This window comes from Streptomyces sp. NPDC050732 (assembly GCF_040654255.1).
Lineage (GTDB): Bacteria > Actinomycetota > Actinomycetes > Streptomycetales > Streptomycetaceae > Streptomyces.
Map to the genome: position 1 here is coordinate 23,774 of NZ_JBFAHP010000044.1, position 22,985 is coordinate 46,758.

The window sequence follows — 22,985 nt, forward strand, 5'->3', positions numbered from 1 at the left end:
TTACCTCCAGGGGGAGACTTGCACAGACAAGTGAAAAGAGCGTGCGGAGCCAGTATCGCCGCGGCGGTCGCCGTGGCCCTCGCGGCGGGCATGACCAGCCCCGCGGCCGCGGCGCCGGAATCCGCAGGACAGACGGTCGGGGCGGCGGGCACCCTCGGCGAGGCCGCGGGCAAGGACCGTGTCACGCTGATCACCGGTGACCGGGCCGTCCTCGACGCGAAGGGCCGCGTCGTCGGGCTCGAACGCGCCAAGGGGCGCGAGCACATACCCGTACAGGTGCGGCGCAGCGGCGGGCACACGCTGCTGATACCCGCCGACGCCCGGCGCCTGATAGCCGACGGCACGGTCGACCAGCGCCTGTTCGACGTCACGGAGCTGAACAAGAAGCGCAACCGCGCGGCGCAGAAGAAGGCCCTCAAGGTCATCGTCGGCTACAAGGGAGCCGCCACCGCCGCCAAGGCCGAGGTCCGCGACGCCGGTGACACCACCGTCCGCAGGACCCTGAAGGCGCTGAACGCCGACGCCGTCAGCACACCCAAGCAGGACGCGGGCGACCTGTGGGCCGCGCTCACCAGCGGCAAGGAGGGCGCCCGCACCGCGGCGTCCGGCATCGAGCACGTCTGGCTGGACGGCGTCCGCAAGGCGACCCTCGACAAGAGCGTCAAGCAGATCGGCGCCGACAAGGCCTGGGCCGCCGGTTACGACGGCAAGGGCGTCAAGATCGCCGTTCTCGACACGGGTGTCGACGCCACGCACCCGGACCTCAAGGACCAGGTCGTCGCCGAGAAGAACTTCACGGAGTCGGCCGACGCCAAGGACCGCTACGGCCACGGCACGCACGTCGCGTCCACCGCGGCCGGCACGGGCGCCAAGTCCGGCGGGAAGCTCAAGGGCGTCGCCCCCGGCGCGAAGCTCCTCAACGGCAAGGTCCTCGGCGACGACGGCTACGGCGAGGACTCCGGCATCATCGCCGCCATGGACTGGGCGGCCGCAGAGGGCGCCGACGTCGTCAACCTCAGCCTCGGCGGCGGCGACACCCCCGGTGTCGACCCGCTCGAAGCGCAGGTCGACAAGCTCTCCGCGGAGAAGGGCATCCTCTTCGCGATCTCGGCGGGCAACGCCGGTTCGCCGGGCTCGGTCGGTTCGCCGGGCAGCGCGGACGCGGCGCTGACCGTGGGCGCGGTCGACGACAACGACAAGCTGGCGGACTTCTCCAGCCAGGGCCCGCGGGTCGGCGACGGTGCGATCAAGCCCGACGTGACCGCGCCCGGCGTGGACATCACCGCGGCCGCCGCGCCCGGCTCCGTCATCGAGAAGGAGGTCGGCCAGAGCCCGGAGGGCTATCTGACGATCTCCGGTACGTCGATGGCCGCCCCGCACGTCGCGGGCGCCGCCGCCCTGCTCAAGCAGCAGCACCCGGACTGGAAGCAGCCCGAGCTGAAGGGCGCGCTGACCGGCTCCACCAAGGGCGGCAAGTACACGCCGTTCCAGCAGGGTTCGGGCCGTATCGCCGTCGACAAGGCGCTCAAGCAGACCGTGATCGCCGACCCGGTGTCGGTGAACCTCGGCACGCAGCAGTGGCCGCACACCGACGACAAGCCGGTCACCAAGAAGGTGACGTACAAGAACCTCGGCAAGGACGACGTCACCCTGGACCTCACGGTGACCGCCACCGACCCCAAGGGCCGTCCGGCCCCGGCCGGGTTCTTCACCCTCGGCGCGAAGAAGGTCACCGTCCCCGCGGGCGGCACCGCGTCCGTCGACCTGACCGCCGACTCCAAGCTCGGCGGCACCGTGGACGGCGCCTACTCCGCGTACGTCGTGGCGAACGGCGGCGGCCAGTCCGTCCGCACCGCCGCCGCGGTCGACCGCGAGGGGGAGTCGTACAACCTCACGCTGAAGTTCATCGACCGTGACGGCAAGCCCGCCAAGACCTACGACGGTGACCTGGAGGGCCTGAGCGGGCTCGCCGCCGGCAAGTCGTTCAATCCGTACGACGAGTCCGGCACCGCCAAGGTCCGGGTGCCCAAGGGCGGTTACGTCCTGAACTCGGGCATCTACGTCGACCCGGAGGACTTCGCCAAGGGCGCGGACTGGATCGCGCAGCCGAAGCTGAGCGTCACCAAAGACACGACGATCACGCTGGACGCGCGGACGACGAAGCCCGTCGACATCACGGTGCCCGATACCGGGGCAAAGATGGAGTTCGCCGCCCCGGACTTCAGCATCGAAACCCCGAACGCGGGCTACGGATTCGGCTGGTTCCTCGACACGTACGCCAACTTCCGCACCAAGCACCTCGGTCCGCAGATCGCCGACGGATCGCTGTTCCAGCAGTGGAGCGGGCACTGGACCAAGGGTGACGACACCGAGTACGACGTCGTCACCGGTGGCAAGGTCAAGCAGGTCGCGACCGGGTACACCAAGCACCTCAAGGCGGCCGAACTCGCCAAGGTGAAGGTGAACGTCGGCGCGCCGTCCTCGGCGAAGAAGGGCGTGCTGAGCGCCATGGGCACCATCCCGGGCAGCTCCAGCAGCTCCTCGGCGGGTGTGCTGCGTCCGTTGCCCACCACCCGGACGCTGTACCTGTCCAGCGTGGACAAGGCTCAGTGGACCCTTGACATGGAGCAGCACGGGGTCCTTCCGGACGGCAGGCCCACCGTTGACGCCGGCTACTCGCTCGGTGCCCCGCAGACCTTCAAGGGCGGCCAGAACTACGAGAAGACCTTCAACACGGCTGTGTTCGGCCCGCGGATCGGTGGCGAATTCGGCGTCTTCCGCGAGGGCAACGAGATCACGGGCTACCTGCCGCTCTTCGCCGACGGCAAGACGCACGTGGGCTCCTCGGTGTACTCGTCGGCGAAGACGACGCTGTACCGCAACGGCACCAAGGTGGGCGAGAACGAGGACCCGTTGGCCGGCGGGGCGCCGCCGTTCAAGGTGCCGTCGGCCGACGCTGAGTACAAGCTCTCGACGTCGGTGAAGCGCAGCGTCAAGGTGGCCGCGGCCTCCACGCGCATCGACGCGAGCTTCACGTTCCGCTCCAAGAAGGTGGAGAGCGCGAAGCTCCCCGTCTCCACGGCGCGGTTCAGCCCGGTGGTCGACCTGAGGAGCAGGGCGGAGGCCGACAAGAAGCAGTACGTGCCGGTCAAGGTCCTGGGCGCGGCGGCCGGCGCCAACCTCAAGTCCCTGACCACGTACGTCTCGTACGACTACGGGCAGACCTGGGAGAAGGTCAAGGTCACCAACGGGAAGATCCACGTGAAGAACCCGGCGAAGGACAAGGGAATCTCGTTCCACGCCAAGATCGAGGACAAGAAGGGCAACAAGTCGACGCTGTCGATCTACAACGCGTACTACGGCAAGTGAACGCGTACCGTCACGCCGCGAGTTGCCCCTCGCACCGCGGATGCTCCGTGAAGCTGTAGCCCTTTCGCTCAGCACACGCTCGGGCCGCACCCGCGGCCGCCCGGGCCGGTCCGAGGTATCCGGATCGGCCCGGGACGGCGGCCCGGGGCATGGCCGCCCGGTGTGGACGGCCTCGGAGCCGGCACGGAGGCCGGCAGTACGACTCCGATGGTCTGTGCAATGACACGGATTACAGGCCGGACTTTTGTCTCAGGTCGCAGCGCCAGGCCCTGTGACCTGTATTTTTTGAGTTGAATCTGAGATTCCCATGAGGGCGGTATCGGACAGTCCGCTTCAGCGTGCCGATTCCATTGGTATGGATCAGTCCCAATTGCCCGAAGATCACGTGCTGGATAATCCCACCTGCCCGGTTTGTTCGTGGTGGCTGCTTTCGGTCGCACAGTTGGCTGATCTACCGGGAAAGGTGAACGCGGGGTTACTGTCCCGCTACCTCCGAAACAGAACCGGAGATGCGGGCACCGCCTGATGCATGGTTTCTCAGGCCATCAATGCATCGTCAGCGGTACCCGCACCGACTTACCCGAAGGACCACGATAGTGAATCGTCGGTGCCGAACGAAGTCGACGGCTACGCCGCGACGCCACACCACTCTCCACGCCGCATGCATAACAGCCTTACTCGCCGGGGCCCTCACCGTGCCGGGTACCCTGACGGCTTCCCCCGCTCAGGCCGCCGAAGCCTGTCAGAGCGGAATCGCGACCTACGTGCACGATCTGACCACCGGTTCCACACCGGTACTGCGCAAGTACGTGGACTGGGACCCGCTGACCGGTAATGCCTCCGGATCTCTGCTCGACTCCGGAGTGACGGCGGAGCTCGACGCGCACAGCCGGTTCTTCACCGGCGGCAAGGGCGTCATCTATGTGATCACGTCGGCCGGTGAGCTCAAGACGTACAAGGACAACGCCGCCACCGGCGGAAGCCTCCTCACTCCGGTGCATGACTACGGCGGCAATTGGAACGGCTACGGCGAGGTGTGGTCAGGCGGCGGCAACAGGATCTTTGCCCTGCAGTCGGACGGTGCCCTGGATGTCTACTCTGTCGACAATCCGGCCTCGGGAACCGGAGTAATCAAAAAGATTCGAACCATTTCCGCCACCGACCCCGCAGTCGCCGCTATCGGCCAGGCGGACGACGTATGGTCGGCAGGGGCGACGGTCTACACACTGAATCGCGGCATCGCCGACAAGCATGGCACCGTCAAGGCGTGGCCCTACGCCGAAACAGCGACGGGATCCCCCTTCTCCGCCGGGTCCACCACTGTCGTCAACGGCATCGGAACGAAGACGACGCGTGGCTGGAGTCCCGGGCCGGGAACGGTCTACACGGCGGGTGACACGCCCGACTACACCGGGGTCGCCAGCAGTTACACCGGGGCGGGGACCATGACGCTGGCCAACGCCGAGGTGGGTGCCGGCTTCTACGGTGACGTTCACGCCGATGTCGCTTCGTGTCTGGCCAGCCCCTCGGAGGATGTGAAGCCTGTCCTGGGGGCTGATGCCCCGGACGCCGAGACGCCTCCCGAGGCGGTCAACGACGAGTCTCCCGACCCGGCGCCGCAGGACCCCACAGAATTTTCCGGAAAATTCATTCTGGGGGACGGCAGGCCTGCCGCGGGCTTGCCGGTGAAGCTTGAAGCTGTCGACGTGCTCAACGACGCCCTGGGTGAGGAGCAGAGTCCCGCCCTTGGTGAGACTGTCACCGCCGCCGACGGAACCTGGAAGATCCACCTCCCGGAAAACTTGCCGGAATCGGTGAAGACGGCAGCGGCTGCCAATGGTGGCGCCGTCAATGCGAAGGCCACCGTATTCGGGAAGACTGAATCCGATGTCCCTTTGATAGGGACACGCCACGTGACGGCAGCGCCGGCCGGCGCACCGGCAACCATTCGCGCCCTCGTCACCGATGCCGCAGAAGACATGGAGGCCCCGGAAAAGCTGTTCCCTCTCACCGACGACATGAAGGAGGAGCAGCCGGAGCCCACCGAAGCGCAGTACTCCCAGAGCTGGGCTTCGAAGAGCGAGAACATGTCGGTGGACACGCTTGGCGACAAACCACTGCCCGAGTATCAGAGCGACACGGGCGGGCTGCCTACGGGTGATCCCTATGTCGTGAACGGGACAGACATCAAGACGATGGCTGTAGGGCCCATGGATGGCGGCTGTGACAGGGTCGGCAGCAAGATCTACGCCAAGAAGATCTATTACACAGTGGTCGCGGAAGGGCATGCCTACTGGGACACCAAGGCCACTGTCGACTACGACTCGAAGCTGTCCTCGAATGTGGAGACAGCGATGAAGGTCGGAGGGAAGTGGCAGATCGACGGATCGGTCACGCTCGGCTCTGCGATGTCGGCGACGACGGGCTACACCAACCGAGGGCCTTACTTCGCCAAGCAGTGGAAGGTCCCGCTGGAGTACAAGAAGAGGAAGACCACCTACAAGTGCAACTACGGCCGCGACACGTACCACACCTACACGATGATGGCGGGCCGCTACAAGGTCCCCTCGGGTGGGGCCGTCGGTAAATACGGAAAGAATGTTTCTTCCAAGGACGGCGCGTACAACTACGGCCGTTCACCGAAGAGGCACCGCGCATACGTGCAGCCGCAGAGTTACTTCCAGATCAACAAGAACCGCAGCGCCAAGTGGTCGGCATCTGTCACCGCTTTCGGCGTCAAGCTGGGAGCCAGCACTCAGTACGACCGAGAGCACAAGCAGCGCATCACGGCCGGTAAGCGGAAGACCTCGCGTCACGATATCTGGGGAAAGAATGACAAGGTTTCGGGCAAGCCGGGTGTGTTCTACTCCTACTAGGGGCCTGGTACTTCTCGCCGCACTTACGCTGGCCGGCTGCTCGTCGAGTACCCAGGCGGACCAGCCGAAACCAGGAACGGCTCTTGCGGCCGACGGTGCCCAGTCGAGCGGCGTCGTGGGCAACAAGCACGCCCGGGTGGGAGAGGTCTGGTACTTCGCGCTTCCGGTGCCGTACAACACCTCTGCGAAACCCATCGAAATCACGGAAGTCGCTGTCGAGCACATACCGGTCGGGGTCACGATGCTGGGGTACGGCGCCTACGACCTAAAGGATACCGAAGGACTTCCACTTCTCACCAAGAAGAATGGGCCGCACACGCCCGACTTCGAGAAGCTGAAGAATCACGCGACGAAGCCGGTGAAGGTTGCGGCGAAGACCGAAAGCGACATCTTCTACCTGGCCGAAGTGAAGATCACCACACCGCCGAAGGGCACTGCCCGAAAATGCCGTTTCTCCTACAAGCAGGGCGGCACGGCCTACACCCAGACGCTGGACTGCGAGGTCGAACTGAAGGTGGCCAAGTAGTCCCCGTTGAGGCGCATCATCCAATGTGCGTGCCGGCTCCCAGATGCCGGCACCTCTTCTCCCTGCATGTATGAGGAACTCCATGAGACGTTTTCGCACGGCCGCGCTCGCCACGGCGGCCTCCCTCTCGATCATCACCCTCGCCACCGGGACCACTCCCGCTACGGCGCAGACCGCGGCAGCGACATGTGGGCCAGTGATGAGCAACGCCAAGGTCAGCGGCTCCTTGAAGCAGTGCACGTGGGACGACGGCCGCATCCGGATCGCGGGAACACTGCGCGACAAAACACTCAGTGACGGCGCGACGCTCCTCAACATAAGGATCGGAACCTACTCCCGCGACTGGGTCATATGCGGCGGAGACACTCCCGTCGACACCGACTATCAGCCGAGCGGCATCGTGTCGGTCCGGTGGCAGACCAGCAGCGCGTCCAACTGCTGAATGAGCTTCGCCCTCCATGGGCGGACGCGCACTCAGAGGTTCGGTCACGTTGGCCGCGGCGCGGCGCCGAAGGGACTGTCGATCACATATCGCCAGAACCCGTCGGCGCCGCGCCGTACCACGTCCGTGGCCGTGGACCCCGCTTCACCCGTGCCGATCTCCCAGTCGACGACGAGCAGCGCGACATCCCCCGAGACGTGCACGTGCCGGGGCCGCACGGCGATCGGCAGGCCGAGGGCGAGGAAGGGCGCGTTCGCGGCGGCGATCCCGGCGCTGCCGTGCACGGCGACGCCCGACTCGGGCACGAAGGCGGCTGCCTCCTCGTACAGCTCGCGCACGGCCTGTGCGTCGCCGCTGTTGAACCGGGCGGCGAACGCGGCGGGGACGTCCTCGGGGCGGGTGGGCAGGGTGGATATCGTCCTGGAAGTCATGCCTGCACCGTAGGAGGCCCCCTCGTGACTCACCGAACGGTAAGCGGCGCGCGCCCGGGGCTGCCCGACGACGCCCTCGCCGAGGTCACCGCCCCGAGCCCCGACTGCCCCGTGGAGATCACGCTCGCCGCCCTGCGCGGCCGCTGGACGACGCTCGTCGTCCGCGAACTGCTGCGCCGCGAAACCTGCGCGTACGGCGACCTTGCAGCCGCGCTCCCGCGGTTGTCCGACAAGGTCCTGACGGAACGCCTGGCGCAACTGATCGCCGCGGGCGCTGTCCACCGGACCCGCACCCCCGGCTGGCCCTCCACGGTCACCTACGAACTCACGCCGCACGGCCGGGAGCTGGCGAAGGTACTGCAGGCGCTGTGGGACTGGGGTGCCGGTGCGCCTACTGTGGCCCCATGACGGAGATCACGAAGCACGAGGGCCGTGCCGGTGCCGGGCAGGAGCCGTTGCCCAAGGCCGAGTTCGCCTTCCCCGGTCCGCTGCGCGATCAGCTCGTGGCGGCGATCCTCGACGGGTCCAAGACCTCGACGACGGGGCTGCTCACCGGCTACGAACGCGACGGTGACCCGCTGCCCGCCGTCGGGGAGCGCGCGGCCGTCGTCGACTCCGGCGCCCGGCCCGTCGCCGTCATCGAGGTCACGGACGTCCGCGTCGTGCCGCTCGGCGACGTGGACCTCGCCCACGCCGTGGACGAGGGGGAGGGGTTCGGGACCGTGGCCCAGTGGCGGGCGGGGCACGAGGAGTTCTGGCACAGCGCCGAGGTGCGGGCTTGGCTCGGCGACCCCGGATACACCGTGGACGACGCGACGCCGCTCGTCCTGGAACGCTTCCGCCTCGTCGCCGACCTGCGGGAGAAGTGACCGGACGTGCCCTTCGCCCGGGCGGCCGACGGTACTGCCCTTCACTACCAAGTGCACGGCTCCGGAGACCCGTTGGTGCTGCTCGCCGGGCAGTCCAACGACCACCACTGGTGGGATCCGGTACGGGACGACTTCGCCGCCCGCTTCACCACCCTCGTGCTCGACCACCGCGGCACCGGCGAGAGCGACCGCCCCGACACCGACACGTACAGCACCCCGAACTTCGCCCGTGACGTGCTCGCCGTCCTCGACCACGCGGGGATCGCCCGCGCCCACGTCTACGGCACGTCCATGGGCGGCCGCATCGCCCAGTGGCTGGCCGCCGATCATTCCGGCCGCGTCGGCCGCCTCGTCCTCGGCTGCACCTCGCCCGGTGGCCCGCACGGCGTCGAGCGCGGCCCCGAGGTCCGCGCGGCCCTGACCCGGGCCGATCCGGACGCCGTGCGCCGCGCGCTGCTGGAGCTGATGTACACACCGGCCTGGCTCGCCGAACAGGAACGCCTCCACCCCGGGCGGGAGTTCCACACGCTGGGCGACGCCACCATGCCCGCGTACGCCCGCCGCCGCCATCTGCGCGCCGGCGCCCGGCACGACGCCTGGGACGCGCTGCCGCGGATCGAGGCGCCGACGCTCGTCGTCCACGGCACGGACGACGCGTTCAACCCCGCCGCCAACGCCCCGCTGCTCGCCGCCCGCATCCCGGACGCCAGGACGCTGCTCGTGCCCGGTGCCCGGCACGCGTACTTCGAGGAGTCCGCGGACGTCGCCACCGGGCCGGTGCTCGCGTTCCTGGCTCAGGACCCGCTGCCGTAGGGCCTGGTGATGATCTCCAGGTTGTGGCCGTTCGGGTCCTCCCAGTAGACGCCGCGGCCGCCGTCGTTCGTATTGATCTCGTTGACGCGCCGGTGGTACGGGTCGGCCCAGTAAGGGAGGCCGCGCTCCTTGATGCGTCCGAAGATGTCGTCGAACTCGTCCTCGGAGACCAGGAACGCGTAGTGCTGCGGCACGAACGGGCCGCCGTCGCCCTCGTAGAAGTCGAGGGTCACGCCGTTGGGGATCTCCACCGGGAGGAAGGGACCGTACTGAGGGCCCACCTCAAGGCCCAGAATGTCCGCGAGGAACTGGGCGGACGCCTTCTTGTCCTCGGCGACGACGATGGTGTGGTTCAGCTCGATCGACATCGTGCGACCTCCTCGTTGGTCCACATCCCGCTGTGCGGCGATGACAGCGGCGGTGACACGGACCACGTTAGGAGTGGACGCACGGCGCCGGCATCGGCCACGGGGCCCGGTCCGCTGCGCCCTGCGGACTAGGCCCCGTGCCCGAGACGAGTTCACGCCACGTGCGGACTCGTCGGAGCGTCAGATCGTGGCGGTGTCGATCACGAAGCGGTAGCGGACGTCGCTGGCGAGGACCCGCTCGTACGCCTCGTTGATCTGGTCGGCGCGGATCAGCTCGATCTCGGAGCCGAGCCCGTGCGCCGCGCAGAAGTCCAGCATCTCCTGCGTCTCCTGGATGCCGCCGATCATGGAGCCCGCGAGGGTCTTGCCGCCGCCGATCACCGAGAACAGGTTGAGGGAGACCGGCTCCTCCGGGGCGCCGACGTTCACGAAGGCACCCTCCGAGCGCAGCAGGCCCAGATACCGGTCCAGCGGCAGCGGCGCGGAGACCGTCGAGAGGATCAGGTCGAAGGAGCCCGCCAGCTGCTCGAAGGTGGCGTCGTCGCTGGTCGCGTAGTAGTGATCGGCGCCGAGGCGCAGGCCGTCGTCCTTCTTCCGCAGGGACTGCGAGAGCACGGTGACCTCCGCGCCCATGGCGTGCGCGATCTTGACGGCCATGTGGCCGAGACCGCCCAGACCCACGACGGCGATCTTCTTGCCGGGGCCCGCCTGCCAGCGGTGCAGCGGGGAGTACGTGGTGATGCCGGCGCACAGCAGCGGCGCGGCCACGTCGAGGGAGATCCCGTCGGGGATGCGGACGGTGAACGCCTCGTCCACGACGATGTGCGTGGAGTAACCGCCGTAGGTCGGCTCGCCGTCCTTGCCGAGTCCGTTGTACGTCGGGACGTTGCCCCGCACGCAGTACTGCTCCAGGCCCGCCTTGCAGTTCTCGCACTCGCGGCAGGAGTCGACCATGCAGCCGACGCCGACGCGGTCACCCACGGAGAACTTGGTGACACCGGGGCCGACCTCGGTGACGACACCGGCGATCTCGTGGCCGGGCACCATCGGGTAGATGCCCTCGCCCCAGCCGTCCCGGGCCTGGTGGATGTCCGAGTGGCAGATCCCGGCGTACTTGATGTCGATCAGGACGTCGGTCTCGCCGACGGGACGGCGCGGCACGGTGGTCCGCTCCAGGGGCGCCTCGGGGGCGGGAGCGGCGTAGGCGGAAACGGTGGTGATCTGCTCAGTCATGCCATCGACACTGCCACTGACCTGCGACGTCACCCAGACACCCGTTCTGCCTACGACCACTGTGCCTACCACTGGCGGGGTCAGGCTCGGGGACGTACGACCCTGGATACTGGACGTATGGATGACGTGGAGGACGCGGACGGCGCACGTGATGCGGGCGGCGCGGGCGGTGTGGTCCCCAAGGCCCGGCCGCTGGACAGCAGGGCCGAGCTGAGCGAGTTCCTGCGCACCCGCAGGGCCCGGCTGAAGCCCCAGGACGTCGGTCTGCCGGACTTCGGACGGCACCGCAGGGTGCCGGGCCTGCGCCGCGAGGAGCTCGCCCAGCTCGCCGGGGTCTCCGTCGCGTACTACACCCGGCTGGAACAGGGCAACGGCCGCAACGTCTCCGGCGAGGTCCTCGACGCCATCGCGCGCGCCCTGCGGCTGACCGACGCCGAACAGGCCCACCTGACGCGCCTCGCGAAGCCGAAAACCCTCAAGAAGAAGCGGGCGGCGCGCCAGCAGCACATGCGGCCCGCGCTGCAGCAGCTGCTCGACACCATCGTGACCGTCCCCGCGTACGTGGTCGGCCGCCGCTCCGACATCCTCGGCTGGAACGCGCTCGCCGCGGCGCTCTTCGGCGACTGGGGCGAGCTCGCGCCGGCCCAGCGGAACTGGGCGCGCATCTGCTTCCTCGACCCGCGCTCCCGCGAGCTCTTCGTCGACTGGGACCAGAAGGCGTCGGACATCGTCAGCTACCTCCGCATGGACGCGGGCTGCTACCCGAACGACCCGGAGCTGTCCTCACTCGTCGGCGAACTCTCCGTGAAGAGCGAGGAGTTCAGGAGCCTGTGGGCCACGCACGACGTCCGCGAGAAAGGCCACGGCGTCAAGCGCATGCGCCATCCGCTGGTGGGTGAACTGACCCTCGCGTTCGAGACGCTGCGGCTGCCGGACGACTGCGACCAGTCGCTCCTGATGTACCACGCGGAGCCGGACTCCGCGTCGGCGCAGGGGCTGCGGCTGCTCGCCAGCTGGGGCCGGGACGCGTCGTCGGTGGGCTCGACGAGGCACTGACCCGGCCACCACCCGACCTGGTGGTACGTGATTTCGCGGGCGGCGGAACCCCGCACGCTGCGCCCGCGGCCGTATCGCTCCTAGGCTGGGGAAGTGAGCAGCCAAGAGCGCCAGAAGGCGAACGAAGCCCGCGTCATCCACCTGCGCCCGCTCAAGGCGGCGCCGAACCCCGCAGCGCCGAACCCCGCACAGCAGGGCAGGTCCGGGGAGGCCAAGGAGCCCCTGTGGCGCGACGTCGTCGGCGACGTCCTGCGCACCGAGCGCCTCGCCCAGGAGCGCACGCTCAAGGACGTGTCCGACGCCGCCCGGATCTCCATGCCCTACCTCTCCGAGGTGGAGCGCGGCCGCAAGGAGGCCTCGTCCGAGGTTCTCGCGGCCGCCGCTCACGCACTCGGCCTCGGCCTGTCCGACGTGCTGTCCCTGGCCCAGACGCGCCTGGCCGGCCTTCCCCGCGCGAGGCCGGCCAGGGCGTCCTACCAGGCCGAAGTGCGCCTGGCGGCCTGATGGGCCGGACCCTGCCGGCCGCCGCCGTTCAGGCCGCGGCGGCAGGCAGGGTCCGCCTGCTGAGCACCTGGTCCGCGAGCCCGTACGCGACCGCGTCCTGAGCGGTGAAGACCTTGTCGCGGTCCATGTCGGCGCGCAGCGTGGCGACGTCGTGGTGCGTGTGGTGGGCGAGGACCTCCTCGACCTGCGAGCGGATCCGGAGCATCTCCTGCGCCTCCAGGGCGAGGTCGGACACCGTGCCCTGCCGGCCGCGGCTCGCGGGCTGACCGAGCAGCACGCGCGCGTGGTCGAGCACGAACCGCCGCCCCGGGTCGCCGCCGGCGAGCAGCACGGCCGCGGTCGACGCGGCCTGCCCGACGCAGAACGTCGAGATCGGCGCGGAGATGAAGCTCATGGTGTCGTAGATGGCCATGAGCGAAGTGAACGACCCCCCGGGGGAGTTGATGTAGATGGCGACCTCGCGCTCCGGCGCGGAGGACTCCAGGTGCAGCAGCTGCGCGATGACGACGTTGGCGACGCCGTCGTCGATCTCCGTCCCGAGGAAGATGATCCGTTCCGACAGCAGCCGGCTGTAGACGTCGTACGCCCGCTCGCCGCCCTGCGGAGTGCGCTCGACGACGGTGGGAATGGTGTACTGGCTCATCGCTTCGTCCCCCTCCTCAGATTCCGAGCCCGATACGGCGCTTCGACCCGGCGGGCCGCACGTCCTCCAGCGACGCGACCACGTGGTCGACCATCCCGTACTCCTTGGCCTGCTCGGCGGTGAACCAGCGGTCCCGGTCGCCGTCCCGCGAGATCGTCTCCTCGCTCTGCCCGGTGTGCTCGGCGGTGAGCCGCTCGATGGTCCGCTTCGTGAACTCCAGGTTCTCCGCCTGGATGGCGATGTCGGCGGTGGTGCCGCCGATGCCCGCGGACGGCTGGTGCATCATGATCCGCGCGTTGGGCAGCGCGAACCGCTTTCCCGCGGTGCCGACGCTGAGCAGGAACTGCCCCATGCTGGCGGCGAATCCCATGGCGAGCGTGGCCACGTCGTTCGGGATGAGCCGCATGGTGTCGTAGATGGCGAGCCCCGCGGTCACGGACCCGCCCGGACTGTTGATGTACAGGCTGATGTCCGTCTTCGGATCCTCCGCCGACAGCAACAGCATCTGCGCGCACACGCGGTTGGCGGAGATCTCGTCGACCTGCGTCCCGAGGAACACGATCCGCTGGTTGAGCAGTTGCGCGGCGAGGTGGTCGTCGAACCGCGACGGAGCGGTGTCCCCGTCCTCACCCCGCGGCCGCGCCGATTCCCAGCCACTGTCACGTACGGACATCACGCCTCCCAGAATTCCGGCGGCCCCAAGGCCGCGCCCTGCCTTCACTGTTGCCGGGCAAGGCCACACCTGTCAGAAATCTCGGCCGGTGGCAGATTCGCTGAGGGCAGAGGGGTCGTGGAACCGGGGGCCCATGTGACGCGGGCGTTGTCAGTGGGCCTGAGTACGCTGCTGGCGCGGTGCATGGAGCCGGGTTGTCGCCGCGTGGGACGGACGTGGGCGGGAGCCCGCGACGCGAGGGGAGTGCCACATGGTGGTTGCCGTCATCGCGGCGGTCGCCGCTGTCACCGCGGCGGTCATCGCGGCCTGGGCGACGCTCCGGGCCAGAAGGAAGCCGGACGGCAGGGTCAGGCTGGTCGACGTCATGGTGACCGACGCGCCCGCTGTCCTCGCGGAACCGGAGGCCGGCGCGGGGGCCCTCGGTGAACTGGTCCCCGATCGCCCTGTTCTGGATATCGCCGTGCACAACGACGGGGGCCAGAGCTGCCTGGTGCGCCGCCTGTCCATGGAGGTGGAGGGCCTCGTCCACGTGCCGGCGCTGGATGTGCCCGTGGTGGTCGGCCTGCCGGGCGGCTCGCTCACCGAGCCGCTGCCTGTCCAGGAGCGCAGAATCGGGCCCAGCGGCTCCTACCACTTCGGCTTTCCTCTGCGGGAGGGCCGGCATACGCGGGGTGTCAACCAGCAGCTGGAGGCCGGTGAGGACGACCGGTTCCTGGTCTGCCTCGTGGCGCGGGAGGCGGCGAGAGGCCAGGACTTCTACCGGGTGACGCTCTCCCTCGAATGCGGCAGGACCAGGCGGGGCAAGAAGGCCGAACCGATCACGTGGGACCCGCTCGTCGTCGCGGCCCACGGCCTGCCGGACTGGGAGACGCCGCAGGTGATCAGGGAACGGCTGGGCCACGTCGTCGACCGGGCCCGGGAAGTGGCCCCGGGCGGCGGCGACGAGGTGTGCGTGATCTTCAACGCCATGGCCCATCCGCTGCGGACGGCATTGACGGATTACGTCGCCTTCTACGAGGCCAAGCTGAAGGTCTTGGAGGCGGTTCTCAAGCAGTGCCGTGAGCACGTGGCGGACACGGCGCCGATCGAGAACCGGCTCACGGCCCTGGAGGCCACTCTCGGCGAGGTGCGGGGCCTGCACGAGCACGCCACCGCCCTCGGGTCCTCAGCGGGCCGTCCCTGAGGCCGGGCGGAGCGGGCCTTTGCCGTACCGAGGGCGATGCGGTTCCTCAGCCCTCGGCCGGTGCGATGCCCGTCGGGCACGCTCGGCCCCAGTTCGTCTCCGAGGGGGCGTCGAGGAGCGCGCCCGTGCCGCCGATGCCGCAGTAGCCGTCGGGGTTCTTGTCCAGGTACTGCTGGTGGTACGCCTCGGCGGGCCAGAACGGGCGGGTGTCGGCCGGGAGGACCGTCGTCGTGATCGTGCCGTGGCCGGCGGCCGTCAGGACCTGCTGGTACGCCTTCAGGGACGCGGTCGCCGCCTCCTCCTGGGCGGGGGAGTGCGTGTAGATCGCCGAGCGGTACTGCGTGCCGACGTCGTTGCCCTGGCGGAAGCCCTGCGTGGGGTTGTGGGACTCCCAGAACAGCTTCAGGAGCGTGGCGTACGAGACCTTGGACGGGTCGAAGACGACGCGGACCGCCTCCGTGTGGCCGGTGAGGCCGGAGCACACCTCTTCGTAGGAGGGGTTTTCCGTGTAGCCGCCCTGGTAGCCGACGTACGTCGTCCAGACGCCCTCGGTCTGCCAGAACTTGCGCTCCGCGCCCCAGAAGCAGCCGAGCGCGAAGTCCGCGGTCTCCAGGCCGTCCGGGTAGGGGCCGAGGAGCGGGTTGCCGAGCACCGTGTGGCGGGAGGGGACCTCGAATTCCGGGGTGGCCCGGCCCTTGAGGGCCTGCTCGGCGGTGGGGAGCTCGGGCGTGCGTCCGAAGATCATGCGGGTCTCCTCGTGGGTGACAGGGGTCTACGGGGTGAACGTACGGAGGGGGCGGGGCATTCCGGCCGGTGCCGGGTCCGTGGCTGCCCTCAGTGCGGCAGCGTCGCCGGGCTGCCGCCGTTCGCCTCGTAGCCCGCGACGGCCAGGGCGCGGTACACCGCGTAGTCCGAGGCGGGGTCCTCGGACAGGGTCCACGGCAGCGCGCCGATGTGGCCGTCCACGTGCACCAGCTGGTTCATGGCCTCCGCCCAGCGCTCGGAGCGGACCAGGAAGAACACCAGGAGGTGGCGGACGTGCGCCAGCATCGGGTCGTCCGCGCGCGCGGAGTGCACCGCGAACAGCGCGCCCTCGACGGCCTTGGTGACGACCTCGCTCTCGTAGAACCCGCGGACGAGGTTGACCTCGGGCAGGTGCTCGTACACCGCGAAGAGGGGGAGCGCCGCGAGCAGGGAGCCGCGGGGCGCGCGGGCGGCCGCGGCCTCCGCGAAGTCGTGGGCGAGGTCGCGGGAGCCGTGCCACTTCTCGCACCAGTAGTGCAGCGCCGCCAGGTGCGCGCCCATGTGCGCGGGCGCGCGGTCCAGGATCTTCAGCCACAGCTGCTCGAACTCCTCGCGGGGATACGCCAGTCCGCGCGCGATGGAGAGCTCGACGATGTACGGAACGGGGTCGCCGGGAGCGAGCAGCGCCGCCTGCGCGCACGCTTCCTTGGCCTCCTCCAGAATGATCCGGAATTCGTCCGTCCCCTGCACCGCCGTGCGCCACGCCTGCTGGACGAGGAACTCCGCGTGCACCGCGGCGCCGCCTGCGTCCTTGGGCGCCTCGGCGCGCCACACCCGCAGCCACTGCCCGCCGGGGCTGTCGCTGACGCCGCCCGGCCGCTGCTGCAGCTCCAGCGAGGCCGCGCCCGCGAAGGCCTGCACGCGCTGCCAGCGCCGCTCGCCGTGCGTCTCCGTGCCGGCGAGGAGCTGCGAGGCGGCCTTCCACTCCTGCGTGCGCTGCACGAGGTCGAGCACTTCGAGGAGGTCGGCGTCCGGTCCCGGCATGCGGATGTCCAGCTCCTCCTGGCGCAGGAAGCCGTAGTTCGCCGGGTCCGCGGCGTCCGGTGAGCCGGGGGCCACCTGCCGGATCCCGCCGCGCCTGCGCAGCAGTACGGGCCCCAGGACCGCACCGATCATGATCACCGCGAACAGGAACCAGAGAATCTCCATGACACAAGCGAACCAGACGGGTCGGACAATTGGCCAACCTGCCGGGACGTACCCGGACCGACCCGGCAGAAGGGCGCCCGCGCGCACTACGCTCAGGCCGCATGAGTGACTCGCACAGCACGCAGAGCTTCGAGACCGTGGCCATCCACGCGGGCAACACCGCCGACCCCCTCACCGGCGCCGTCGTCCCGCCCATCTACCAGGTCTCGACCTACAAGCAGGACGGCGTCGGGGGCCTGCGCGGCGGCTATGAGTACAGCCGCAGCGCCAATCCCACGAGGACCGCACTGGAAGAGAATCTGGCCGCGCTGGAGGGCGGCAGCCGCGGCCTCGCCTTCGCGTCGGGCCTGGCGGCCGAGGACTGCCTTCTCCGTACGCTGCTCGGCCCGGGCGACCACGTCGTCATCCCCAACGACGCGTACGGCGGCACCTTCCGCCTGTTCGACAAGGTCGTCTCGCGGTGGGGCGTGCAGTGGTCGGTGGCCGACACCTCCGACCCGGAGGCGGTGCGCGCCGCGCTGACCGACCGTACGAAGGCGATCTGGGTGGAGACCCCCTCCAACCCGCTGCTCGGCATCACCGACATCGCCGCGGTCGCACAGATCGCCCGCGACGCCGGCGTGCGCCTCGTCGTCGACAACACCTTCGCGAGCCCCTACCTCCAGCAGCCGCTGGCCCTCGGCGCGGACGTCGTCGTGCACTCCATGACGAAGTACATGGGCGGCCACTCGGACGTCGTCGGCGGCGCGCTCGTCGTCAGCGACACGGCCCTGGGCGAGGAGCTCGCGTACCACCAGAACGCGATGGGTGCCGTCGCGGGCCCCTTCGACGCCTGGCTGGTGCTGCGCGGCATCAAGACCCTCGCGGTGCGCATGGACCGGCACAGCGAGAACGCCACCAAGGTCACCGAGATGCTGACCCGGCACGCGCGCGTGAGCAGCGTTCTCTACCCGGGTCTTCCGGAGCACCCCGGCCACGAGATCGCCGCCAAGCAGATGCGGTCCTTCGGCGGCATGGTGTCGTTCCGTGTCGAGGGCGGCGAGGAGGCGGCCGTCGAGGTCTGCAACCGCGCAAAGCTGTTCACCCTGGGCGAGTCGCTGGGCGGCGTCGAGTCGCTGATCGAGCACCCGGGCCGCATGACGCACGCCTCGGTGGTCGGCTCGGCCCTGGAGGTCCCTGCGGACCTGGTACGCCTCTCGGTGGGCATCGAGTCGGCGGACGACCTCATCGCCGACCTCCAGCAGGCGCTCGGCTGATCACGCTCACAGGGGCGCCCCGAAAAGGGGTCAGCCCCAGCGCGTCAGGGGTGGAGTCGTGTCCGACGGCGGCTCCACCCACGGCCGGGCGAGCGACGCCCACACGACGAACGCCACCGCGGCGGCGAACAGCAGGGTCCAGAACAGCCGCCGAGCCGCCCTGCGGCGCCGCAGGGCCCGGCCGCCCCGCCGCACCGCGTCGTCGTGGAGTTCGGGCGGCACGGCGGGCGCCGTGCCCTCCAGAAGGCGCCGGATCGCCTGCTCCTTGCGCTCGTACTGACTCATGAGGGCACCGCCCCGACCGGCGTCCCGGCCGGCGCGGGACCGCGCGGCGGGTGCAGGACCGTCGCCGTCGCGCGGGCGCAGATCGAGGCGACCCGGTCGGCGGGCAGGCCGAGGAGCGCCGCCGTCTGTTCCTCGGCGACGCCCTCGTACATCCGCAGGACGAGAATCAGCCGCTCCTGGGGGCTGAGCCGGGCCAGGACCCCGCCGTGGCCGCGGTGGCGCCGCCAGGCGGCGCGGCCGAAGCGGAGGGCGACCTGCTGGCGGGTGCGGTCGTACGGGTCTTCGCCGCGCAGCCGGTCCCACGACGCGTACGTGTGCGCGAGGGCGGCGGTCAGCAGGGCACGCGCGCGTGGGTTGTCGTCCGGGGGCTCGGCGGTGAGGAGCGTCGCGGCATGCAGGAGCCGCCCTGCCGCGCCCGCGACGAACGCCTCGAACTCCCGGGCACGGCGGGCGTTCCGCAACGCCTGCCGCTCTCGCACCGCGCCTCCCGGCCGGAGGCCACGAGCACGGGGCCTCCGGTCTCATATGAGGCCAGACGCGGGTCCGGGGTCAAGACTCCGGAGTGGCCGGAACGTCCCCTCCGGGAGCCGGCTGTGACGACTGGCGTGCCGAGAGGGCGGAATTGAAGCGTGTGAGGAGCGCGCAGAAGCTCTCGCGCTCCTTCGGGTCCCAGTCCTGCGTCAGCTCGGCCATCAGCTCGCGCCGCGAGGAGCGCACCTCGTCGAGCCTGGCCTGGCCGCGCGGGGAGAGCTGCAGCACCACGGCGCGGCCGTCCTCGGGGTGCGAGGTGCGCTTGACGAGCCCGGTGTCGACCAGCGGGGCGACCTGCCGGGTGACGGTCGAGGAGTCGATGCCCATGCTCGCGGCGAGCGCCTTGACGCCCATCGGGCCTTCCTTGTCGAGGCGGTTGAGCAGCAGATACGCGGCACGGTCCATGGAGTTGCGGACCTGTCCTACGCCGCCGAGGCGCGTCTGCTCCGCACGGCGGGCGAAGACCGCCACCTGGTGCTGCAGGCTGTCCAGGAGGGCGGGATCGCTGGCGGTCGTCATGTCCGGAGTTGTGGGCATGGCCGGGGGCTCACTTCATGCGAGGGCAGTGGGTTGGGGGACAGGGTACGCGGCCGCGGCGCGTACCGTACCTGCGCTGCGCAAACCCACGCTCAGAACGGTCTCGTCCTTTGGTCGTCGCAGGAGGAGTCGGGCGCCGGCTGCAAGACTTGCCGTCATGAACTACCGCACGCCCCACTCCTTGCCGACGGTGACCCTGGACGACGTGCGCGGCGCGCAGAAGATGCTCTCCGGAGTGGCCCGGATGACGGTGATGGAGGGCAGCAGGCACCTGTCGCAGCTGGTCGGGGCGCCGGTGCACCTCAAGTGCGAGAACCTCCAGCGGACCGGCTCCTTCAAGCTGCGCGGCGCGTACGTGCGGATCGCGGGCCTGCTCCCCGAGGAGCGCGCCGCCGGTGTCGTCGCCGCCAGCGCGGGCAACCACGCGCAGGGCGTGGCGCTGGCCTCCTCGCTCCTCGGCGTGCGCTCCACGGTCTTCATGCCGGCCGGTGCGCCGCTGCCCAAGGTCGCGGCGACGCGGGAGTACGGAGCGGAGGTGCGGCTGCACGGCCAGGTGGTCGACGAGACGCTGGCCGCCGCGCAGGAGTACGCCCACGAGACGGGCGCCGTCTTCATCCACCCCTTCGACCACCCGGACATCATCGCGGGGCAGGGCACGGTCGGCCTGGAGGTCCTGGAGCAGTGCCCGGAGGTGCGCACCCTCGTCGTGGGCGTCGGGGGCGGCGGCCTCGCGGCGGGCGTCGCGGTCGCGGTCAAGGCGCTGCGCCCGGACGTGAAGGTGGTCGGCGTGCAGGCGGCGGGTGCCGCGGCCTATCCGCCCTCGCTGGCCGCGGGGCACCCGGTGTCGGTCGGCGACCCCACGACGATGGCCGACGGCATCAAGGTCGGCCGCCCCGGCGACGTACCGTTCCAGCTGGTCGAGGAGTTGGTCGACGAGGTCGTCACGGTCTCGGAGGACGAGCTCTCCAGCGCCCTGCTGCTGTGCCTGGAGCGGGCCAAGATGGTCGTCGAGCCGGCCGGTGCGAGTCCGGTCGCGGCCCTGTTGAGCGACCCGAAGGCGTTCGAGGGGCCGGTGGTGGCGCTGCTGTCCGGCGGGAACGTGGACCCGCTCCTGATGCAGCGCATCCTGCGGCAGGGCATGGCGGCTGCGGGCCGCTACCTCTCGCTGCGGCTGCGCCTGACGGACCGCCCCGGCGCGCTCGCCACGCTCCTCGGGGTGCTGTCGGAGGTGGACGCCAACGTCCTCGACATCAGCCACGTGCGCACCGACCCCCGGCTCGGGCTCACCGAGGCCGAGGTGGAGCTCCATCTGGAGACGAAGGGCCCCGAGCACTGCACCGAGGTGGGCACCGCCCTGCGGGGAGCGGGTTACGCGGTCATCGGCTGAAGCCGCCCCTCTACTGATGCCGCCCCTCTGCTGAAGCCGCCCCTCCGGATCATCTTTGGAAAACCAGGTGAGCCGACGCGATGTATCGCGTTAGGGTGTGCCCTGCGTCACCCGTCGTCGGGCGTGCGAAGTCCGGCAAACCTAAGCTTTCCGTAGAAAGTCACTGGAAGTCACCCACACCAGGGGGAATCACATGCCAGGCGCCATCTACGCCGAAGGTCTGGTGAAGACCTTCGGCGACGTACGGGCTCTGGACGGCGTCGATCTGGATGTCCCGGAAGGCACCGTGCTCGGCCTCCTGGGGCCGAACGGCGCGGGCAAGACCACGGCGGTCCGCTGCCTGACGACACTGCTCACACCGGACAGCGGCAAGGCGGTCGTCGCGGGCATAGACGTCCTCAAGCACCCCAACGAAGTGCGGCGTTCGATCGGCCTCTCCGGCCAGTTCGCCGCCGTGGACGAGTATCTGACGGGCCGTGAGAACCTCCAGATGGTCGGCCAGCTCTACCAGATGCGGGCCAAGGAGGCGAAGGCCAGGGCGGGTGAACTGCTCGACCGGTTCAACCTCGCCGACGCCGCCGACCGCCCCTCCAAGACGTACTCCGGAGGCATGCGCCGCCGCCTCGACCTCGCCGCCGCGCTCGTCGTCTCGCCGCCCGTGATGTTCATGGACGAGCCGACCACCGGCCTCGACCCGCGCAACCGCCAGCAGCTGTGGGAGGTCATCCAGGAACTCGTCTCGGGCGGCACGACACTGCTCCTGACCACGCAGTACCTCGAAGAGGCCGACCACCTCGCGCACGACATCTGCGTCGTCGACCACGGCCGCGTCATCGCCCGCGGCACCTCCGACCAGCTCAAGGCCCAGACCGGCGGCGAGCGCGTCGAGGTCGTCGTGCACGAGCGCGAGCACATCGCCACCGCCTCCGAGGTGCTGCGCGGCTTCGGCAAGGGCGAGGTCGCCGTCGCCGAGCACACCCGCAAGCTGACCGTCCCCGTCGCCGGCGGCGCCAAGCTGCTCGCCGAGGTCATCCGCGAGCTGGACACCCGCGGCATCGAGATCGACGACATCGGCCTGCGCCGCCCGACCCTCGACGACGTCTTCATCTCCCTCACCGGGCACGTCGCCGAGCTGGCCGACGAGGGCAACGGAAAGGAGACCGGCAAGTGAGCACCGTCACCGACGCCGTGCGCACGGCGGCCCCCAGGCCCGCCGGCGGCATCGGCCAGTCCGTCAGGGACTCCCTGGTCGTCGCCAAGCGGAACCTGATCCGCATGTCGCGCATCCCGGAGATGGTCATCTTCGGCCTGATCCAGCCGATCATGTTCGTGGTGCTGTTCAGCTATGTGTTCGGCGGCTCCATGATGATCGGCAACAGCACCGATCCGGCGGACTACCGCAACTTCCTGATGGCGGGCATCTTCGCGCAGACCGTCACCTTCGCCACCGCGGGCGCGGGCGCGGGCATCGCCGACGACATGCACAAGGGCCTCATCGACCGCTTCCGGTCGCTGCCCATGGCGCGCGGCGCGGTCCTCACCGGCCGCACCATCGCCGACCTCGTGCAGACCGCGCTGACCCTCCTGGTCCTCGCGATCGTGGCCGTCCTCGTCGGCTGGCGCATCCACGAGGGCATCGGCAAGGCCCTCGGCGCCTTCGGCCTGCTGCTCCTCCTCGGGTACGCGTTCACCTGGGTCGGCGCGCTCATCGGACTCTCGGTCCGCACTCCGGAGGCGGCCACTTCGGGCGGCCTGATCTGGCTCTTCCCGGTCACGTTCATCTCGAACGCGTTCGTGGACTCCAGCAAGATGACGCCCTGGCTGCGGCACGTCGCCGACTGGAACCCCTTCAGCGCGACCGTCCAGGCCTGCCGCGAGCTCTTCGGCAACCCCGGGGTCTCGCCGTCCGACGCCTGGCCCATGCAGCACCCGGTCTGGGCCTCGGTGATCTACTCGGTCCTGATCATCCTGATCTTCCGCACCCTGTCGGTCCGCAAGTACCGCTCGGCGACGGCCTGACCGCGCACGACCGAGCCCCCGGCACCTCATT

At 69.8% G+C, this 22,985-nt stretch carries 23 protein-coding genes and 1 pseudogene; 14 read left to right on the forward strand and 10 right to left on the reverse strand.

Annotated features, from left to right (window positions below; all coding sequences use genetic code 11):
* The first annotated feature begins 30 nt into the window (after nucleotides 1–30).
* From AB0H82_RS31555 to AB0H82_RS31570, 4 genes are all read left to right on the forward strand, one after another.
* Entirely contained in the window at nucleotides 31–3,369 is a 3,339-nt protein-coding gene (locus tag AB0H82_RS31555; protein ID WP_362998907.1) for a S8 family serine peptidase, read from the forward strand.
* Between the two features lie 764 nt (nucleotides 3,370–4,133).
* Entirely contained in the window at nucleotides 4,134–6,245 is a 2,112-nt protein-coding gene (locus tag AB0H82_RS31560; RefSeq protein WP_362998815.1) for a hypothetical protein, read from the forward strand.
* Nucleotides 6,246–6,360: 115 nt separating this feature from the next.
* Nucleotides 6,361–6,771: a hypothetical protein gene (locus tag AB0H82_RS31565; RefSeq protein WP_362998817.1), complete on the forward strand. Its 411-nt coding sequence runs from the start codon at nucleotides 6,361–6,363 to the stop codon at nucleotides 6,769–6,771.
* 82 nt (nucleotides 6,772–6,853) lie between these two features.
* Nucleotides 6,854–7,213, forward strand: coding sequence for a hypothetical protein (locus AB0H82_RS31570; RefSeq protein WP_362998819.1), 360 nt, complete (start codon nucleotides 6,854–6,856; stop codon nucleotides 7,211–7,213).
* Nucleotides 7,214–7,257: 44 nt separating this feature from the next.
* Here AB0H82_RS31570 and AB0H82_RS31575 read toward each other — a convergent pair whose 3' ends face one another.
* Nucleotides 7,258–7,644: a nuclear transport factor 2 family protein gene (locus tag AB0H82_RS31575; protein WP_362998821.1), complete on the reverse strand. Its 387-nt coding sequence runs from the start codon at nucleotides 7,642–7,644 to the stop codon at nucleotides 7,258–7,260.
* A gap of 24 nt (nucleotides 7,645–7,668) precedes the next feature.
* On the opposite strand from AB0H82_RS31575, the gene AB0H82_RS31580 reads away from it, so the two are divergent.
* From AB0H82_RS31580 to AB0H82_RS31590, 3 genes are read left to right on the forward strand one after another with little or no spacing between them, the layout of a single operon-like run.
* On the forward strand, nucleotides 7,669–8,052 hold the full coding sequence (locus AB0H82_RS31580; protein ID WP_362998823.1) for a helix-turn-helix domain-containing protein: 384 nt from the start codon (nucleotides 7,669–7,671) through the stop codon (nucleotides 8,050–8,052).
* The gene (locus tag AB0H82_RS31585) at nucleotides 8,049–8,513 is read left to right on the forward strand and encodes an ASCH domain-containing protein (protein ID WP_362998825.1); all 465 of its coding nucleotides are present in this window, start codon (nucleotides 8,049–8,051) and stop codon (nucleotides 8,511–8,513) included. The genes AB0H82_RS31580 and AB0H82_RS31585 overlap by 4 nt, the downstream gene beginning before the upstream one ends.
* Nucleotides 8,514–8,519: 6 nt before the next feature.
* On the forward strand, nucleotides 8,520–9,326 hold the full coding sequence (locus AB0H82_RS31590) for an alpha/beta fold hydrolase (protein WP_362998827.1): 807 nt from the start codon (nucleotides 8,520–8,522) through the stop codon (nucleotides 9,324–9,326).
* Here AB0H82_RS31590 and AB0H82_RS31595 read toward each other — a convergent pair.
* Entirely contained in the window at nucleotides 9,308–9,694 is a 387-nt protein-coding gene (locus AB0H82_RS31595) for a VOC family protein (protein ID WP_362998829.1), read from the reverse strand. The two genes, AB0H82_RS31590 and AB0H82_RS31595, sit on opposite strands and share 19 nt — an antisense overlap.
* Before the next feature lie 180 nt (nucleotides 9,695–9,874).
* Nucleotides 9,875–10,927, reverse strand: coding sequence for an NAD(P)-dependent alcohol dehydrogenase (locus tag AB0H82_RS31600; protein ID WP_362998831.1), 1,053 nt, complete (start codon nucleotides 10,925–10,927; stop codon nucleotides 9,875–9,877).
* A gap of 117 nt (nucleotides 10,928–11,044) precedes the next feature.
* Here AB0H82_RS31600 and AB0H82_RS31605 point away from each other — a divergent pair, with 117 nt between their 5' ends.
* Nucleotides 11,045–11,983, forward strand: a complete 939-nt coding sequence (locus tag AB0H82_RS31605) for a helix-turn-helix transcriptional regulator (protein WP_362998833.1) — start codon at nucleotides 11,045–11,047, stop codon at nucleotides 11,981–11,983.
* A 135-nt stretch (nucleotides 11,984–12,118) separates the two neighbouring features.
* Nucleotides 12,119–12,487 carry a helix-turn-helix transcriptional regulator gene (locus tag AB0H82_RS31610; RefSeq protein WP_362998909.1) on the forward strand — a complete coding sequence of 123 codons (369 nt, stop codon included), beginning with the start codon at nucleotides 12,119–12,121 and terminating at the stop codon, nucleotides 12,485–12,487.
* 28 nt (nucleotides 12,488–12,515) lie between these two features.
* Here AB0H82_RS31610 and AB0H82_RS31615 read toward each other — a convergent pair.
* Both AB0H82_RS31615 and AB0H82_RS31620 read right to left on the reverse strand, forming a co-directional pair.
* Nucleotides 12,516–13,133: pseudogene (locus AB0H82_RS31615) on the reverse strand (ATP-dependent Clp protease proteolytic subunit); the annotation flags it as partial.
* Nucleotides 13,134–13,146: 13 nt separating this feature from the next.
* A complete protein-coding gene (locus tag AB0H82_RS31620) occupies nucleotides 13,147–13,803 on the reverse strand; it encodes an ATP-dependent Clp protease proteolytic subunit (protein ID WP_362998835.1) in 657 nt (218 codons plus the stop codon).
* 250 nt (nucleotides 13,804–14,053) lie between these two features.
* On the opposite strand from AB0H82_RS31620, the gene AB0H82_RS31625 reads away from it, so the two are divergent.
* The gene (locus AB0H82_RS31625) at nucleotides 14,054–14,986 is read left to right on the forward strand and encodes a hypothetical protein (RefSeq protein WP_362998837.1); all 933 of its coding nucleotides are present in this window, start codon (nucleotides 14,054–14,056) and stop codon (nucleotides 14,984–14,986) included.
* A gap of 46 nt (nucleotides 14,987–15,032) precedes the next feature.
* Here AB0H82_RS31625 and msrA read toward each other — a convergent pair whose 3' ends face one another.
* Entirely contained in the window at nucleotides 15,033–15,731 is a 699-nt protein-coding gene (msrA, locus tag AB0H82_RS31630; protein ID WP_362998839.1) for a peptide-methionine (S)-S-oxide reductase MsrA, read from the reverse strand.
* Between the two features lie 89 nt (nucleotides 15,732–15,820).
* Complete coding sequence (locus AB0H82_RS31635; RefSeq protein ID WP_362998841.1) at nucleotides 15,821–16,939, reverse strand: hypothetical protein; 1,119 nt, start codon at nucleotides 16,937–16,939, stop codon at nucleotides 15,821–15,823.
* A 101-nt stretch (nucleotides 16,940–17,040) separates the two neighbouring features.
* Between AB0H82_RS31635 and AB0H82_RS31640 the strand changes: the two genes are divergently transcribed.
* Nucleotides 17,041–18,195: a cystathionine gamma-synthase gene (locus AB0H82_RS31640; RefSeq protein WP_362998843.1), complete on the forward strand. Its 1,155-nt coding sequence runs from the start codon at nucleotides 17,041–17,043 to the stop codon at nucleotides 18,193–18,195.
* Between the two features lie 30 nt (nucleotides 18,196–18,225).
* On the opposite strand, the gene AB0H82_RS31645 is transcribed toward AB0H82_RS31640, so the two are convergent.
* The 3 genes from AB0H82_RS31645 to AB0H82_RS31655 all read right to left on the reverse strand — a co-directional run bounded on the left by AB0H82_RS31645 (nucleotide 18,226) and on the right by AB0H82_RS31655 (nucleotide 19,548).
* Nucleotides 18,226–18,480, reverse strand: coding sequence for a hypothetical protein (locus AB0H82_RS31645; RefSeq protein WP_362998845.1), 255 nt, complete (start codon nucleotides 18,478–18,480; stop codon nucleotides 18,226–18,228).
* Nucleotides 18,477–18,959: a sigma factor-like helix-turn-helix DNA-binding protein gene (locus AB0H82_RS31650; RefSeq protein ID WP_362998847.1), complete on the reverse strand. Its 483-nt coding sequence runs from the start codon at nucleotides 18,957–18,959 to the stop codon at nucleotides 18,477–18,479. The genes AB0H82_RS31645 and AB0H82_RS31650 overlap by 4 nt, the downstream gene beginning before the upstream one ends.
* A 70-nt stretch (nucleotides 18,960–19,029) precedes the next feature.
* A complete protein-coding gene (locus AB0H82_RS31655; RefSeq protein WP_362998849.1) occupies nucleotides 19,030–19,548 on the reverse strand; it encodes a MarR family transcriptional regulator in 519 nt (172 codons plus the stop codon).
* Between the two features lie 157 nt (nucleotides 19,549–19,705).
* Between AB0H82_RS31655 and ilvA the strand changes: the two genes are divergently transcribed.
* From ilvA to AB0H82_RS31670, 3 genes are all read left to right on the forward strand, one after another.
* Nucleotides 19,706–20,935 (forward strand): threonine ammonia-lyase, encoded by a 1,230-nt coding sequence (gene ilvA / locus AB0H82_RS31660; RefSeq protein WP_362998851.1) that lies wholly within the window; start codon nucleotides 19,706–19,708, stop codon nucleotides 20,933–20,935.
* Nucleotides 20,936–21,128: 193 nt separating this feature from the next.
* Nucleotides 21,129–22,106 (forward strand): ATP-binding cassette domain-containing protein, encoded by a 978-nt coding sequence (locus tag AB0H82_RS31665; protein WP_362998853.1) that lies wholly within the window; start codon nucleotides 21,129–21,131, stop codon nucleotides 22,104–22,106.
* Complete coding sequence (locus tag AB0H82_RS31670) at nucleotides 22,103–22,954, forward strand: ABC transporter permease (RefSeq protein WP_362998855.1); 852 nt, start codon at nucleotides 22,103–22,105, stop codon at nucleotides 22,952–22,954. Before AB0H82_RS31665 ends, AB0H82_RS31670 begins: the two co-directional genes overlap by 4 nt.
* Nucleotides 22,955–22,985 lie beyond the last annotated feature (31 nt).

Excerpts from the sequence above, each read along its gene's own strand:
- AB0H82_RS31570 (WP_362998819.1), top strand. The coding sequence starts at position 6,854 with ATGAGACGTTTTCGCACGGCCGCGCTCGCCACGGCGGCCTCCCTCTCG.
- AB0H82_RS31575 (WP_362998821.1), bottom strand. The coding sequence starts at position 7,644 with ATGACTTCCAGGACGATATCCACCCTGCCCACCCGCCCCGAGGACGTC.
- AB0H82_RS31585 (WP_362998825.1), top strand. The coding sequence starts at position 8,049 with ATGACGGAGATCACGAAGCACGAGGGCCGTGCCGGTGCCGGGCAGGAG.
- AB0H82_RS31595 (WP_362998829.1), bottom strand. The coding sequence starts at position 9,694 with ATGTCGATCGAGCTGAACCACACCATCGTCGTCGCCGAGGACAAGAAG.
- AB0H82_RS31600 (WP_362998831.1), bottom strand. The coding sequence starts at position 10,927 with ATGACTGAGCAGATCACCACCGTTTCCGCCTACGCCGCTCCCGCCCCC.
- AB0H82_RS31605 (WP_362998833.1), top strand. The coding sequence starts at position 11,045 with ATGGATGACGTGGAGGACGCGGACGGCGCACGTGATGCGGGCGGCGCG.
- AB0H82_RS31620 (WP_362998835.1), bottom strand. The coding sequence starts at position 13,803 with ATGTCCGTACGTGACAGTGGCTGGGAATCGGCGCGGCCGCGGGGTGAG.
- AB0H82_RS31625 (WP_362998837.1), top strand. The coding sequence starts at position 14,054 with ATGGTGGTTGCCGTCATCGCGGCGGTCGCCGCTGTCACCGCGGCGGTC.
- msrA (WP_362998839.1), bottom strand. The coding sequence starts at position 15,731 with ATGATCTTCGGACGCACGCCCGAGCTCCCCACCGCCGAGCAGGCCCTC.
- AB0H82_RS31635 (WP_362998841.1), bottom strand. The coding sequence starts at position 16,939 with ATGGAGATTCTCTGGTTCCTGTTCGCGGTGATCATGATCGGTGCGGTC.
- AB0H82_RS31640 (WP_362998843.1), top strand. The coding sequence starts at position 17,041 with ATGAGTGACTCGCACAGCACGCAGAGCTTCGAGACCGTGGCCATCCAC.
- AB0H82_RS31645 (WP_362998845.1), bottom strand. The coding sequence starts at position 18,480 with ATGAGTCAGTACGAGCGCAAGGAGCAGGCGATCCGGCGCCTTCTGGAG.
- AB0H82_RS31655 (WP_362998849.1), bottom strand. The coding sequence starts at position 19,548 with ATGCCCACAACTCCGGACATGACGACCGCCAGCGATCCCGCCCTCCTG.
- ilvA (WP_362998851.1), top strand. The coding sequence starts at position 19,706 with ATGAACTACCGCACGCCCCACTCCTTGCCGACGGTGACCCTGGACGAC.
- AB0H82_RS31665 (WP_362998853.1), top strand. The coding sequence starts at position 21,129 with ATGCCAGGCGCCATCTACGCCGAAGGTCTGGTGAAGACCTTCGGCGAC.